The organism is Polaromonas sp. P1_E3, from assembly GCF_056405935.1.
This window is the reverse complement of sequence record NZ_JBFUBD010000002.1, coordinates 75,455-89,996: the sequence shown is the minus strand read 5'-3', so window position 1 is coordinate 89,996 and position 14,542 is coordinate 75,455. Positions and strand designations below refer to the sequence as shown.

Here is a 14,542-nt window from a genome sequence, read left to right as displayed (position 1 = left end):
GCTATTAATTTGATAGCGATGACGGCAGTGTCAGTGTGCAGCGGCTGGCGCCTGCCATGTCAGTTGCCCGGCTTCTTCGGCCAGTTTGGCCCGCAGCTTGCGCGGCATGGGCCGCATTCCCAAGAGCACCCATTGCGTGCGCGCTACATTGATGTGGCCGGTCTCCGCCCAGCGCCGCGCTTCCAGCCCCGGGTTATGCAGCATGGCAGCCAGCCAGGCCGCCTGCGTCGGACTGAGCTCATGGGCCGGGCGGCCGAAGTAGCGCCTGGAGGCAGCCTCTGCACCGCAAAGACCCGGGCCCCAGGGCGCATGCGCCAGGTAAAGCTGCAGGATGCGGGGCTTGCCCAGCGTTTGCTCCATCTCGGCCGCATAGAGCAGCTCGCGCAGCTTGCGCACGGGGCTGCGCTCGCCGCCGGTGATCAGCAATTTGGCCAGCTGCTGTGAGAGCGTGCTGCCGCCGCGCTCGATGCGGCCGTCCTGGCCGGCGCCCTGGTTGCGGGCGAGCGCGGCGCTGAGCTCGGCCAGGTCAAAGCCGCCATGCTCGTAAAACCGCTGGTCTTCGGCGGCCACCACGGCGCGTGCCAGCCAGCTGTTGTTCGTGAGGCGGCTGCCATGCTTGCTGCAGCCCGAGCGCGCGGCGACCAACGCTTCGGTGCCCAGGCCGCTGACCTGCAAGCCCTCCACCTGCGGGACGATGCTCAGGCTTCCGCCGGGCAATACCAGCGCAGCCTGCAGCGCAAAGCGGCCTTCGATATGCGCCTGCGCAACTTCCGGGATGGCGGCGCTGAAGAGCGCGTAGCCGTCGGTAACAGGCGTCATCGGCAACTGCAGGCGCAGCCGCAACTGCTCGCGCGCCAGGTTGCCGTGCCAAACCCCGCGCACCTTGCCGGATGACAGTTCGCCGTCGAGCTGGTCCCCGCGGCGGCGCACGGTGAGCTGCACTTCCTCGAAGTTGAGGGGGTCGCTGCCCAGGCCCGGCGCCTGCACCTTGCAAGGTGCGCAGCGCAGCACCAGGACCTGGCTGTGGGCCAGCCATGCCGCGTGAACGGGCCCGGCGCGTGTTGAAAAGCGCCGGCCTTCCAGCAAGGGGCCGACCCATGATGCGGTGGCAAGCCGGATCAGCGACGGGACGCCCGCCTGCAGGTGCAGCGGGCCGGCGCGCAGCGGCACCGACCATTCGGCGGGAAGCGGGGCGAGCACCGCCCTTGCCGCACCGTAGAGCGCGAGAAGCGCCGACAGCAGCAACACCAGCGCACCCAGCGGCACCCAGACCCACAGATTTGCCCGCCGCGGTTTCACAGCGGCCTTGCGACAGTGATGGCCTGCCATGGGCCTTGCGACTGGCCCATCGCCGCGGCCCAGTACCAGGCCGAGGTGTCGGTGAAGCCGCGGCCGTTCGCGTCGACGATGCGCTCGCATACGCGCAGGGCCTGGCCATTGCCGGGTTGGCCGCGCGTGGCCTCGAAGCAGCGCCACAGTTGCCGCTCGCGGTCCAGTTCCAGCTGCTGGGCGGCGATGCGGTAGCCCAGCCCCTGGTAGCAGTCGGCCGCAGGGTGGAGCATGCGGGTGGGTTTGTCGACGCCGCGCAGCACCAGCACCTGCCAGCCTCCTGCAGCCATCGATGGGCTGGCCGCGCTGCCTGGCGATGCCGCTGCTTCATGGGCGTGCGGCTCGATGGCGAAGCGCGCCAGGGTGCCGGGAAAATGCCGGGCAAAGCGCTGTTCGACGTCGCTCAGCGCCAGCGGCCTGAGCGGTGCGCCCCGCCACTGCGCGGGGAGTTCAAGGCCCGCGCGCGGCTGCGGCTGCGCCATGCCTGCCGGCTGCGAGAGCATGGCAAATGCGCTCCACACGATGCAGGCCGGCAGCAGCAGGATCCACAGCGTTTTGTGCAGCACGCGGTTGACGAAACTGTTTTCAAACATGACGGCTCCTTTCGGGGCGGCCCATGACCCAGGCAATGGCACCGCACACCGCGGCCAGCACCAGGAGACCGACACCTTCATGCGCCCAGCCGGGCAGGTGCCGGCCCGAGGCTTCAGCGGCCACCAAAAGGGTGTTGCGCACGATGTTGCCGCCCAGCACCAGCACGCTGACCGCAGGCAGGCGGGTGAAAAAAGCGCGGTTGCCACGTGCCAGGTAGAGCGTGACTGCGCAGGCTGTGAAGTAACCGAACCAGGCCATCTGCACGCCCGAGCAGGGCGCATCGACGATGACCAGGTGGCCATCCACACGCAGGCTGGCACCGCTGCGCTCGACGGCATAGCCTGCCGCCAGCAGCCAGCGGCTGGCTTCGGCAGTGATCACGCGCAGCGGAAAGCCCGCGTAAAACTGCAACGACGCCAGCAGGGGCAGCGCCAGCACCGACAGGCCAAACATGGGCGCAGTGGCCACCGTTGCCGGCAGGTAGGCCGCCAGGCCTGCCGCCAGCGCCAGCACGGCCAGCAAAGCCACGGCCAACGCGGGCAATACGCCCTGCGCGGCTGTGGCCAGCACGGCGCCGGCCAGCGCCACCGTGAGCCAGCCCAGGGGCGGTGCGGCGCGCAGCCTGCGGCGGCTGCGCCAGGCCAGCCAGCCCAGCGCGGCCAGCGCCAGCAAGCCGAGTGGGTCGTCCGACCGGTCGAGCATGCGCCGGCCCATCCAGAGCCAGGCGGGCCAGAGGGCGGCAGCCAGCAGTGCCAGCCAGACCCCGGCCGGCGCGGTGTCGATGCGGATGCCCCAGCGCACGAAGGCGGGCACGCCGACCAGGCGGTGCACCCGAGGCATGCGGGGGAAAAGGGGCCAGCCGGGAAAACGAAACAAGTGCAGCAGTGCCATGGCAGTTCTCTTGGGTGAGGGTTTGGGCACGTTCAGCGGGTGAAGCGGACGGTGTCACCGCGGCAGGCCCTTTGCTGCCGTTCGCGGCGCGCCATCAGGGCCAGCACCGACAGCAGCACGATCACGGCGCCCCAGGTGGCCGGCTCGGGCGTTCCGGGAACTTCGGCGCCTATGGCCAGGTTGCTCACGCCCTGGGGCATGGGCGAGGGCTGGTTCACCGCAGTGGTGTCCTGGGGCTGGGTGTTGCGCACCACCTGGTCCACGGCCAGGAAGCTGGTGTATTGGGTCAGGAGGTTGTATTGCAGGCCGAGTTCAGTGATGCGCTGGCGGTGCGCATCGCCTCCTTCGAGTGCCTCCTGGTCCGACAGGCCGGCGATGCGCTGGCGCGCCCAGAGGTAGCGCAGTGCGGCGGCGTCCTGACCCGCGGCACCGGTGACGGGCACGGCATTGCGGTAAGGGCCGCTGGCGCTTTGGCCTTCGATGACGACCTGGCTGCCAGCGTTCAGTTTGCCGCGCCATTTGCCGAACACCACGACGGGGCGTTCTCCCAGCACGTCGGGCAATTGGGCCGGCTCGACGTCATAGACGTCCATGCCTTCGAAGCGGGCCTTGACGCTGGTGAGCACCGGCGACTCGATCATCCGGCGAAAGCGCCTGGCTTCGGCTTGCGCTTCTGACGGCTGCGTGATGATGAAAGGCTCGCCCATACCGGCGCGGGCCAGGCCTTCCATCAGGTGGCGGTTGACCGATGAGCCGATGCCGAAGGAAAACAGGTTGGCTTGCGAGAGATTGCGGCGCACCAGCTCGAAGGCTTCGCGCTCCACGCTCACATAGCCGTCGGTGACGACCACCACGGTACGCGAGACGTCGGCGGCCTTGGGCTCGGCGTAGACGCGCTTGAGGGCCGGAATCAGTTCGGTGCTGCCGCCGCCGCCCATTTCCTGGATGGTTCGGATCGCCTGTTCAATATTGGCCTGGGTGGCGGGCACGGATTTGGGGCTGAGGAAGCGGTTGCTGCCCGAGAACAGCAGCACGTTGAAGGTGTCGCTGGGCCGCAGGTTGCCGATCAGTTCGCGCAGCAATGCCTTGGCCGTGTCCAGCGGAAAGCCGTGCATGGAGCCCGAGATGTCGACGACAAAAATGTAGTCACGCGGATTGATGGTTTGTGCTGCGACCTGCTTGGGCGGCTCGACCATGGCCAGGAAAAAGTTCTCATCGTTGGCCTTGTCGCCCTGGTAGAGCATCACGCCCGATTCGATATGCTCGCCGGCCAACCGGTAGTCGAGGATGAAGTCGCGGTTGTTGTCGCTCTTGCCGCCCGGGCGCAGCGATACGCTCGCATGGCGGTCGCCTTCGCCGTCTTTTTTCACGTCAACGGTGTGGGATGTGGAGCGCACTTCTTTCAGGCCGATCGGCGTGGCGATCTGCACCTTGATATTAAAAGCGGTTGCCGACGGCTGGCCGGCCGGCAGGTAAGGCTTGGCCACCCACTTCGCCTGGGCCTGCTCCGACTGCGGGCTGTTGTAGCGCGGGCCCACCACCGTGGGAAAGACGAACTGGTAATTGCCCGACTGCGGCACCAGCAGCTCGGTGTAGCGCAGCTCGACCTTGATGTCGTCGCCCGGCAGGATGTTGGCGACATTCATCTGGAACACATTGGGGAGGTGCTGCTCCAGCAGCGCGGCGGTCTTGCCTTCCTTTTGGGCGGTGTCGTATTCGATGCGGGCCTGCTGCTTTTCGCGGATGTTGGCGGTAATCAGCCGGTCGGCCAGGCGCACGTTCATGCCGTAGACGGCGGCGCGCGTCGAGCCGGGGAACACGTAGCGGGCCTCAATGGCGCGCTGGCCTTCATTTTTGTAGTGCTGCGTCACGGTGACGTCGGCAATGACGCCCGAAATCCGCACGTCCACCTGGGTGGATTTCAGCGGGAGCTGGTCCAGGCCGGGCTCATCGCTCTTGACGAAGAAGTAGGGGCTTTCGGTTTTTTGCCGCGGCGCTGCGCTGTCCCTGGCTTCCTGGGCGCATGCCGGCCGCATTGCCAGGGTGATGAAGCAGGCGGCGGTGGCGACAGTGGCCGTGGCAGCCCATAGCCAGCGCGCCGCAGCGGCGTGGGGGGACAGGGTGGGTTCCATAAAAAGCTCCTTGGCAGGCGTGCGACAGTGCACGGAGCCAAGCATCGGACGCAGCCGGGAAGCCGGTTTGAAGCTTTCGGGAAGCCTGTGTGAAGTCGGTGTGAAGGGCCGTGAGCGTGTGTACGGCGTGCCGGGATGTTGCCGCGGCGGCTACATGGCCGCGCGCGGCAGCGACAGCGTAGCCAGCGCCCCGCCGGCCGCTGCATTGGCCAGCTCGATGCGGCCGTGGTGAAGCGAGGCAATCTCTTTCACAAAGGCCAGGCCCAGGCCGGTGCTTTTTTTGCGGGAGTGGGGCCGGGCCAGTGAGTAGAACTTTTCAAAGACCTTGTCCTGGGCGTATTCGGGGATGCCCGGCCCCTGGTCCTGCACCTGGATGCGCACCACGCGCGCGCTGCCGTAGAGCGACACGGCCACCTCGCCGCCCTCGGGCGAGAAGTCGATGGCGTTGTCGAGCAGGTTGCTGACGGCGCGCCGCAGCAAGAACGCATCGCCTTCCACGGCCGCATCTTCCGGTGCGTCGACCTTGAGGCGAACGCCGCGCACCGCGGCAGCGCCCTGGGCGGCGCCGGCCAGCTCTTCCAGCAGCGGCTTGAGCGCCACGGGGACCACGTTGTCCAGGGAGCGGCGGGTTTCCAGTGCGGTGAGCTCCATCATCCGGTCCACCATCTCCTGGATGCGGCCGGCCTCGCGGGTGATGTTGGCCAGGAAGCGCTGGCGTTCGGCCTGCGGCATGCCCTGCTCTTGCAGCAGTTCGGCCGCTCCGCGGATGGCGGAGAGGGGGCTCTTGACTTCGTGGGTCAGGGTCTGCACATAGTCGGCCACGTAATTGCGCCCGGCCAGGGCGTCGCGCATTTCGTCATAGGCTGCGCCGATTACGCCGAGCGCGCGCCGGCCCAGCCGGGGCAGGTTGAGCGAGCGCTGGGCCCGCACATAGCGCACGTAGTCGGCAATCAGGCCGAAGGGCCGCACCAGCCAGACGGAAACGATGACGGCCAGCAGCAGCACCGCGAGCACCGACACCAGGCCGACGTAAAGGGTTTTCTCGCGCGCCGCAGAGACGAACTGGCCAAAGCTGGTGACGGGCTTGCCGACGGTGGCGACACCGATGATTTCGTTGTTCCAGCGGATCGGTGCGCCCACGTACATGACCGAGCTGCGCGGATCGTTCTCGACGTCGGGTGTGGTGCGCGCGCCGTAGTCGCCGCGCAGCGTGTAGCTGACATCGCGCCACTGCGAGAAATCGGCGCCGGGCGGCTGGCCGAGCGAATCGAACAGCAGCCGGCCCGACCGGTCGGTGACGTAAGCGCGCAACTCCACGCGGGTTTTGGTGACCGAATAGATCTGCGAAAGAAACTGCCGCGCGTAGAGCGACTTGAACAGCGGCTCCAGCCGGTCGGTGTCGATGGCGCCGGCGCGAACATCCTGTTCAACCAGGCTGGCCAGCAGGTGGGACGTTTCGACCAGGGACTCCTCGGCCGACTCGCGGTAGCGCGGGTCGAGCTCCGCCAGCAGGCGGTACAGCATGAAGGCAATGCCGACCGCATAAATCAGCAGGATGCCGATGAAGATGCGGTTTCTTTTGGTCATTGGGTCTCCGCGCTTTTTCTCATGGGTGCAAGACGCGCGCTCTGGTCAGAAGCGGCCCTTCGCGGCGCCCGTGTGCTCAACGCTGCTCCTGGGGCAGGTCTTCAGCCAGCGCGTAGCCCGAGCCGCGTGAGGTGCGGATGGGCTCGGTATGCGGTGCCACCGCCTTGAGTTTGGCGCGCAGTGTCTTGATGTGCGCGTCCACGGTGCGGTCAAAGCTGCCGCTGCCGTCTTCCCAGACCTTGTCGAGCAGCTCATCCCGTGTGTAGACCCGGCCGGGCTTGAGCACCAGCAGGCGCAGGATGCCGTACTCATAGCGCGACAACTCCAGGGCGCGGCCATAAAAGCGGATCTGGCGGCGCTCCTCGTCGAGCACGAAAGGTGCCGCAGAGGCGCTGGATGCCATGGCGGGCGGCGTGCCCACTTGCGGCGCCGATGCTGGCGGGCGTACGCTTCGGCGCAGGATGCCGCGTACCCTGGCTACCAGCTCACGCGGCGAAAAGGGTTTGGCGATGTAGTCGTCGGCGCCCAGTTCCAGGCCGACCACCCGGTCGATCTCGTCGCTGCGTGCCGTGAGGAACAGCATGGGCACCTGGGCGCCGCCGGGCAGCGCCTGAAGGCGCTTGAACAGCTCAAAGCCGTTGAGGTCGGGCAGGCCCACGTCAAGTATTGCAAGGGCTGGTGTTTCGGCGGCAAATTCCTGCAGCGCCTGGTGCGCCGTGCTGCACCACACGGGCGCGAAGCCGTCTGTGGCCAGCACATACTGGATCGTGTCCGCAATGCCGGACTCGTCTTCGACCACAAGGATGCGCGGCTTGTTGAGCATGGGCGCTATGGTAGCGCCTGCATGCCGCTGCCTTTTCCGGTTGCGTTCCAAACAAGAAAGGCTGCAAGGCATTTAGCCCTGCAGCCCTTATATGGCAAGCGCAAGCAGCTATTAGTTTGATAGCGTCGGGTAGTCTGTGTAGCCTTTTTCGCGGCCGCCGTAAAACGTGGCTTTGTCGGGGATGTTGAGCGGCGCGCCGGCGCGCAGCCGTTCCACGAGGTCCGGGTTGGCGATATAGGGTTTGCCGAAGGCGATCAGGTCGGCGCCGTCGGTGACGGCTTTTTCAGCCAGGGCCTGGTCGTAGCCGTTGTTGACCATCCATGCGCCCTTGCCGCCGGCTTTGCGGTAGGCGGCCTTGAGGGCTGCATAGTCGAACGGGCGGTCGTCGATTTCGCGCGGGCCGCCGGTCGCGCCCTCGATGATGTGGATGTAGGCGAGGTTCAATGCGGCCAGCTGCTTGATCACATACTCGAACAAGGGCTGGGGATCCGTGTCGTGTACATCGTTGGCGGGCGTGACGGGTGACAGGCGGATGCCGGTGCGGCCGCCGCCCACGGCGTCTGTCACGGCGCGCGTGATTTCCAGCAGGAGCCGGGCGCGGTTTTCGATGCTGCCGCCGTAGTCGTCGGTGCGCTGGTTGCTGCCGTTTTTCAGGAACTGGTCCAGCAGGTAGCCGTTGGCGCCGTGGATTTCCACACCGTCAAAGCCGGCGGTTTCCACCGCATTGCGCGCTGCCGCGGCAAAGGTGTGCACGATGCCCGGGATTTCTTCGGACGTGAGTGCGCGCGGCTCGGAGGTTTCGACAAAGGTCGGCACGCCGTCCTCGATCAGCACGGTCTTGGTCTTGGCGGTGATGGCCGAAGGCGCGACCGGCTTGCCGCCGTCAGGCTGGAGTTTGGTGTGTGAGACCCGGCCGACATGCCAGAGCTGCACGACGATCTTGCCGCCTTTTTCATGCACGGCGTGGGTGACCTTTTTCCAGGCATCGAGCTGCTCGGTGCCGTACAGGCCCGGCACGTCGGCATAGCCCTGGCCCTGATGGCTGACGGCGGTGGCCTCGGTGATCAGCAGCCCGGCGCTGGCGCGCTGGCCGTAATAAATCTGCGCGATGTCGGTGGGGATGGCGTTGGGTGAGCGATTGCGCGTGAGCGGCGCCATCACGATGCGGTTGGCAAGGGCCAGGTCACCGGCTTTGTTGGAATCGAATAGGGTGGGCATGGTGGGTCCTGAAGGTCAAAGCTGTGGAAATGAAAACAGGGCCAGTTTGGCCCTGTTTCGATTGGCTTGCCCAACACGGGTTGCTCGTTTCATGCTATTTGATAGGTGTCCCCGTCCCCGCTTCCGATTGCCCTTGTGGATGCGCCGAGGAGCGGAGGGCCAGACGGATCAGGGCAAAAACTTGTTTGAGCGAAGCGAGTTGTTTTTGACCCCGGCTGGACCGAGCACCGCAGGTTGCCCGTAGCGCAGCGAAGGGACGCAGGAACCAGGGTCGCCTTTCTTTTGCTTACTTTTCTTTGGCGAAGCAAAGAAAAGTGAGTTGCATGCCGGGCAACCCCCGGCCCCGGAACGCAAACCAAACGCGGTGCCTGGCATACCACGTTATTTCAGCAATCCCTCATGTTTCATGGCAGCTTGCACGGCAGGCCGAGCCGCCACACGCTCACGAAACGCAGCAATGTTCGCAAACCCCGAAATATCCACCCCCACCCGCGCCGCCCAATTGGTCACAGTGAAGAGGTAGGGGTCGGCCACGCTGAAGGCATCGCCCATCAGGTATTGCTTGCCGGCGAGCTGGCTGTCCACCCATTTGAAGCGCGACATCAGTTTGTCGATGACGATGGTCTTGTACTCGGCCGGTGTGGCGGCATTGAACAGCGGGCTGAAACCCTTGTGCAGTTCGGTGCCGACAAAAGTCAGCCACGACTGCAGCTTGTAGCGCTCCAGCGTGCCATTGGCGGGCGCGAGCTTCTTCTCCGGCACCTGGTCGGCGATGTACTGCACGATGGCCGGGCCTTCGGCGATGCGTGTGCCGTCGTCCAGCTCCAGCAGCGGGACATACCCCAGCGGGTTGATGGTGTAGTAGTCGGTGCCGTCTTCCAGCTGGTGGGTTTTGGTGGGCGCCAGCACATGCTCGAACTTCAGGCCCGACTCGTGCAGCGTGATGTGGGGTGAAAGGGAGCAGGCGCCGGGGGAGTAGTAGAGTTTCATGGTGTCTTGTCCTTTGTGGGGTAACGGAGTGCAGCGGGAGTGTGGCGGGAATGTCGCACAGCCCCTGATGCTAGCCGGAACGGCGGTTTATTGCTGGCCGGCGCGCCACAATAGCCGCATGGCAAAACTTTTCAAATGGCTGGTGTTCCTGGCCCTCGGCTTGATGGTGCTTCTGGCCGGGGTGGCCTACACCTTGCATCGCTGGGTCAGCACGGACGATTTCCGCCAGCGTGTGGAGCGGGAAGCCTCCGCCGCGCTGGGGGTTCCCATGACGCTGGACCGGGTGGCGGTGGACATCTGGCCCCTGCCTGCCGTGGCGCTGAGCGGTATTTCCGTGCAAAGCAAGCCGCCGCTCACGCTCGAGCGCGTTGAAGTGCGGCCCGAATGGCGTCCGCTGCTGCTGGGGCGCCTGGAAGTGGCGACCTTGCTGGTACGCCGCGCGGTGTTACCGCAGCAAGGCATTGATGCGTTGCTCCTGCTGCTGCAAAAGAAAAAGCAGGCGGTGCCTGTCAAGCCGGGTGCGCCGGCGTCCGCAGCCAACACAGGCCCGGAAATGAACCGGCTTGACTGGTTGCCGCGCCGCACGGTGCTGGACGACGTTACCTGGGTGAACACCACCGGTGCGCGAACGACGGTCAAGGGCGAGGCCGGCCTGGGCGCCGACGGACTCCCGGAGAACGCTTCGCTCAAATTGACAGAAGGCAACCTTCAGGGCCTGGAAGCAACGCTGCAACGCGTGGAAGCGCAAGCCGGCGAGGCCGGCGGTGCCGCACAGTGGGACTTGCTTGTGAAGGTGGGTGGCGGCAAGCTGGAAGGCCGCCTGGGCCTTCAGCGTGGTTTTGTGCCGGCAGCCGCTGCGGCAGCCGCCAAGCCGGGTGCCAAGGCGGCGCCGGTGGCCCGCTCGGCGGAAGAGCTGATGTTGCAGGGCCAGCTGAAGACCAGCGGTGTCGAAGTGGCCGCGCTGACGGCGCCCAGCAAGGCACTGACCGGCCTGCTTGACGCCACGACCACGCTCAATGCGCGCGCCGCCACCACTTCTGCGCTGGTGGATGCCCTGCAGAGCCATACCACCTTTACCGTGCGCGATGCGGTGGTGAACGGCCTGGACCTGGCCAAGGCGGTCAAGACCGTGGGGCTGAGCCGCGGGGGCCAGACACGGCTTGACACGCTGGCCGGGCAGGTCACCACCTTGGGGAGGTCGGCACAACTGACCAACCTGGTGGCCAGTTCAGGCGCCTTGAGCGCCACCGGCAATGTGGTGGTCTCGTCCGCCAAGGCCCTGAGCGGGCAGGTCAGTGTGACGCTGGCCGGCGACAGCAAGATCGGCAGCGCCATCGGGGGCGCTGTAGGGGTGCCGCTGGTGGTGGGCGGCACGCTGGACAACCCGGAAGTCACGCTGTCGCGCGCAGCGCTGCTGGGCGCCGCCATCGGCACGGTATTGCTGCCTGGCGTGGGAACCGGGGCTGGTGCCGGCGTTGGCGAAAAGGTCGGCCAGAGCCTGCGCGGCCTCTTTGGCAAATAAGCCGCCGGGCCGCACGCCCGGTTTGTGCGCCAGTTCCGCGAGTGGGGACGCCCTTTAAGCAGGACTGCTGCGTCCTGTCCTACAGCCCCATGCGGGCGCTGCTGATTCGGAATAGGGCCGCCAACTTTTAGCATGAGGGCGTGTGGTCATGGGCTGCATGGGTATGCAGCGGCTTGCTTTGATGCCCATGACGCGTAACGACGTAACGCCTCCTGCTGCGCATTGGCGCAGGAGGCCAATTTTCTGGAGGCCATGATGCTCAAGTACGCGATTATTTTTGCGGTGATTTCATTGATCGCCGGTGCGCTCGGTTTTGGCGGCGTGGCAGCAGGTGCTGCCGGTATTGCCAAAATCCTGTTCGGCCTGTTCCTGATCCTGGCGGTGATTTTTGTCGTGCTGGCCGCGTTGGGCGTGGGCGCGGCGAAGAAGGCGCTCAAGTAGATGGCAGGGCGAGCCGACGTCCCGGCCAGCATGGCCGCGCGGTTCCGGCAGCGGCTGTTTCAGCCGTGGAGGCAGCCGGGCAGTGAAGCAGCGCGCCTGCCTGCGCCGCCCGTTGGCACGGCCCCCAGGCGCCAGCTGACTTTCCAGGCCAGTATTGCCGAGTTTTTATTGATCAACCGTTTGCGTGCGCGCCGTCCGGCAGCACCTTCGGCCGATGTGCTGGAACGCGCGGCCCGCATTGTGTTTGTGACGTGCAAGAACTGGTTTGCACCGGCCGAGAGCCGTGACGTCCGCCACCGCACGCGCCTCTGAGCTGCGGCTTTCCCGTTCGCACCAATTTCAGCCGTGCAGTGGCCGCGCCCGGCCATCAGGGCTTTTTTCATCCAGGGTTCTTTTTACCGGTCAGGTTTATGCAMACCACATTGATTGATTTGCTGCTGGAATACGAGGTCAGCAATCCCGCCCATTTCCTGCTCCATATTGAGGCGGCGTTTCACGAGGGCCATCAGGTCCTTGAGGAGCGCTTGACCATCACTCCCAGCATGAAAGTCCGGAACTTTTCGGATGAGCGCAGCGGCAACCGCTTTCTCCGGCTGGACGCTCCCAAGGGCGTGCTGTCCGTGAACTACCACGCACGCGTGGAACTGAATCCAGCCCCTGTACCCCTGCACCTGGACGAAACGCCTGTCACGGCGGTTCCGGACGATGTGCTGCGTTACCTGATGCCCAGCCGCTATTGCGAATCCGACGTGATGAGCCGTGCTGCGCAGCAGCTGTTTGGCCATTTGCCCCCGGGCATTGGCAGGGTTCGGGCCATCGAAGCCTGGATTCACGATTCCATCGGCTACCTTCCGGGTTTCAGCAATTCGACCACGACCGCGCAGGAGGTGTTTGTGCAGCGCGCGGGGGTGTGCCGCGACTTTGCACACCTGGGTATCACGCTGTGCCGGGCCTTGAACATTCCCGCGCGGCTCGTGGTGGGGTATGTGCATTTTGAGGAGCCGCCGCAGGACTTTCACGCCGTGTTTGAAGCCTGGCTGGAGGGACGGTGGGTGATTTTTGACCCGACGCGCATGGCGCCTGTCGACCGCCTGGTGCGCGTAGGCACGGGCCGCGACGCCAAGGACGTGGCCTTTGCCACCATCTTTGGCGACGTGCAGATGCTGCGCAAGGAGCTGTCGATCACCGAGGGGGACATCCTGCCCGGGGTTTCGACGGGCGTGCATTCCCCCGCGCTGACCGTGGTCACGGTCTAGTCCGCTGGCCCCGCTTATCAGCCCACTGGCGCCGCCATGGCTGCCGCGGTGCGGCGCTTGAGCACCAGCAACCCGAACAGCGTGGCCGTGATGTACATGCTGAAGGAGTAAATCGCCGCTGGAAGGGCCAGCTGGAAGTTGTTCAGCACGGCCAGCGCGATGAAGATCGCCAGCGTCGCGTTGTGGATGCCGATTTCGTAGCTGATGGCAGTGGAGATGGGCTTGTCCAGCCCTGTTGCACGCGACACGTAATACCCCGCCAGCAGGCTCACCAGGTTGAAGGCCAGCACCGCAGGGCCCACAGCCGAAAAGGTGCTGGCAAGCGCCTGCCACTCCTTGACGACTGCGCCGATAGCCACGACGGCCAGCACGATGATGCTGAAGACCTTGGTCGGGTTCTCACTGCGCGCGGCCCAGGCGGGTTTGCGTGTGCGCAGCCACATGCCGATCGCCACCGGCACCAGCACGATGACGATCACCTCCACCACCTTGCCGAACTGCAGCGGCACGACCTGGCCGGTTTTGGCGAAGGTCTCGATCGCCCAGTTGGCGATCACCGGCATGGTGACGATGGACAGCAGGGTGTTGATGGCGGTCAGTGAGATGTTCATCGCCACATTGCCGCCGAAGAGGTGGCTGAACAGGTTGGCCGAAATGCCGCCGGGTGAAGCAGCGAGCAGCATCAGCCCCACCGCAAAGAGCGGCGGCACCTTCAGCAGCACGATGATCGCGTAGCACGCCATTGGCAGCACGATGACCTGCAGCACCAGTGCCACCGCCACGGCCTTGGGGTATTTGAGCAGGCGGGTGAAGTCCTCGACCTTCAGGGTCATGCCCAGGCCAAGCATGACCAGCGCGAGCGCCGCGATCAGCAGCTGCGCGACGACAGGTGAGCCGCCGCTCATGACTTGTAGCTTTCGTCGAGTTTGTCGAGCTTGCGGATCAGCGAAGGCCAGACGAAGGCGCCACCCATGCCGCCGGTTTGCACGCGCATGGCTTCGGCCACGCCCTTGACGATCAACGGGTTCACTTGCGTGAGTTCGCCACCGGCCTGCGCGTCCAGCTGGATGCGGCAGGTGTTCTCGAAGGTGTACATGCTCAGGAATGCGTCGGCAATCGTCTTGCCCACCACGAGCAGGCCGTGGTTGCGCAGCATCAGGAAATTGGCGTTGCCCAGGTCGGCCTGTAGCCGTGGCTTTTCATCGTCGCGGAAGGCCACGCCTTCGTACGCGTGATACGCCAACGAGGCCAGCACAAAGGTGGATTGCTGGCTGATGGGCAGCACGCCGCACTTTTGCGCGCTCACGGCCACGCCGGCGCGCGTGTGGGTGTGCAGCACGCAGCCGGCATCGGCGCGCGCCTCATGCACGGCGCTGTGGATCACAAAGCCGGCCGGGTTCACCGGGAAGGGCGTGTCAATGACCTTGTTGCACTGGCCGTCGACCTTGACCAGGCTGGAGGCCGTGATCTCGTCAAACATCAGGCCGTAGGGGTTGATCAAAAAGTGATGATTGCCGGCACCGGAAATGGCCTCAGGCAGCTTGGCGCTGATGTGGGTGAAGACCAGGTCGCTCCAGCCGTAGAACGCGACGAGGCGATAACAGGCGGCGAGGTCGCAGCGCAGTTGCCATTCTTCGGCGCTGACGACTTCCTTGAGGGAGGGGATGTGCATGGGGGTTGTCTCCGTGGTTTGTATCAATAAAGGTGCTCTTTCGGCACGAACTGTCCACGATACGTGGGTGCTTGACTGGGAACTGTC

General features: G+C 65.5%; 14 protein-coding genes. 4 read left to right on the top strand and 10 right to left on the bottom strand.

Annotated elements, in window-relative coordinates; translation table 11 throughout:
- Nucleotides 1-30: 30 nt before the first annotated feature.
- The 8 genes from AC1D0Z_RS00985 to gstA all read right to left on the bottom strand — a co-directional run bounded on the left by AC1D0Z_RS00985 (nucleotide 31) and on the right by gstA (nucleotide 9,564).
- Nucleotides 31-1,299: a biosynthetic peptidoglycan transglycosylase gene (locus AC1D0Z_RS00985; RefSeq protein WP_477656379.1), complete on the bottom strand. Its 1,269-nt coding sequence runs from the start codon at nucleotides 1,297-1,299 to the stop codon at nucleotides 31-33.
- Entirely contained in the window at nucleotides 1,296-1,922 is a 627-nt protein-coding gene (locus tag AC1D0Z_RS00980) for a hypothetical protein (RefSeq protein ID WP_477656378.1), read from the bottom strand. Before AC1D0Z_RS00980 ends, AC1D0Z_RS00985 begins: the two co-directional genes overlap by 4 nt.
- Entirely contained in the window at nucleotides 1,915-2,814 is a 900-nt protein-coding gene (gene xrtQ / locus AC1D0Z_RS00975) for an exosortase Q (protein WP_477656377.1), read from the bottom strand. The genes AC1D0Z_RS00980 and xrtQ overlap by 8 nt, the downstream gene beginning before the upstream one ends.
- Before the next feature lie 32 nt (nucleotides 2,815-2,846).
- Complete coding sequence (locus AC1D0Z_RS00970) at nucleotides 2,847-4,946, bottom strand: VIT and vWA domain-containing protein (protein WP_477656376.1); 2,100 nt, start codon at nucleotides 4,944-4,946, stop codon at nucleotides 2,847-2,849.
- A gap of 150 nt (nucleotides 4,947-5,096) precedes the next feature.
- Nucleotides 5,097-6,533 (bottom strand): two-component system sensor histidine kinase CreC, encoded by a 1,437-nt coding sequence (creC, locus tag AC1D0Z_RS00965; RefSeq protein ID WP_477656375.1) that lies wholly within the window; start codon nucleotides 6,531-6,533, stop codon nucleotides 5,097-5,099.
- A gap of 76 nt (nucleotides 6,534-6,609) precedes the next feature.
- Nucleotides 6,610-7,356, bottom strand: a complete 747-nt coding sequence (creB, locus tag AC1D0Z_RS00960; RefSeq protein ID WP_477656374.1) for a two-component system response regulator CreB — start codon at nucleotides 7,354-7,356, stop codon at nucleotides 6,610-6,612.
- 111 nt (nucleotides 7,357-7,467) lie between these two features.
- A complete protein-coding gene (locus AC1D0Z_RS00955; protein WP_477656373.1) occupies nucleotides 7,468-8,574 on the bottom strand; it encodes an alkene reductase in 1,107 nt (368 codons plus the stop codon).
- Nucleotides 8,575-8,955: 381 nt separating this feature from the next.
- A complete protein-coding gene (gstA, locus tag AC1D0Z_RS00950; RefSeq protein WP_477656372.1) occupies nucleotides 8,956-9,564 on the bottom strand; it encodes a glutathione transferase GstA in 609 nt (202 codons plus the stop codon).
- Nucleotides 9,565-9,682: 118 nt separating this feature from the next.
- Between gstA and AC1D0Z_RS00945 the strand changes: the two genes are divergently transcribed.
- The 4 genes from AC1D0Z_RS00945 to AC1D0Z_RS00930 all read left to right on the top strand — a co-directional run bounded on the left by AC1D0Z_RS00945 (nucleotide 9,683) and on the right by AC1D0Z_RS00930 (nucleotide 12,783).
- Nucleotides 9,683-11,086, top strand: a complete 1,404-nt coding sequence (locus AC1D0Z_RS00945; protein ID WP_477656371.1) for an AsmA family protein — start codon at nucleotides 9,683-9,685, stop codon at nucleotides 11,084-11,086.
- Nucleotides 11,087-11,341: 255 nt separating this feature from the next.
- A complete protein-coding gene (locus tag AC1D0Z_RS00940) occupies nucleotides 11,342-11,527 on the top strand; it encodes a DUF1328 family protein (protein ID WP_477656370.1) in 186 nt (61 codons plus the stop codon).
- A complete protein-coding gene (locus AC1D0Z_RS00935) occupies nucleotides 11,528-11,839 on the top strand; it encodes a hypothetical protein (protein WP_477656369.1) in 312 nt (103 codons plus the stop codon).
- A 98-nt stretch (nucleotides 11,840-11,937) separates the two neighbouring features.
- On the top strand, nucleotides 11,938-12,783 hold the full coding sequence (locus AC1D0Z_RS00930) for a transglutaminase-like domain-containing protein (protein WP_477656368.1): 846 nt from the start codon (nucleotides 11,938-11,940) through the stop codon (nucleotides 12,781-12,783).
- A gap of 17 nt (nucleotides 12,784-12,800) precedes the next feature.
- Here the strand turns inward: AC1D0Z_RS00930 and AC1D0Z_RS00925 are convergent, their stop codons facing one another.
- Both AC1D0Z_RS00925 and AC1D0Z_RS00920 read right to left on the bottom strand, forming a co-directional pair.
- Nucleotides 12,801-13,688, bottom strand: coding sequence for a bile acid:sodium symporter family protein (locus AC1D0Z_RS00925; protein WP_477656367.1), 888 nt, complete (start codon nucleotides 13,686-13,688; stop codon nucleotides 12,801-12,803).
- Nucleotides 13,685-14,455: a class II aldolase/adducin family protein gene (locus AC1D0Z_RS00920; RefSeq protein ID WP_477656366.1), complete on the bottom strand. Its 771-nt coding sequence runs from the start codon at nucleotides 14,453-14,455 to the stop codon at nucleotides 13,685-13,687. The genes AC1D0Z_RS00925 and AC1D0Z_RS00920 overlap by 4 nt, the downstream gene beginning before the upstream one ends.
- Nucleotides 14,456-14,542: the final 87 nt, after the last annotated feature.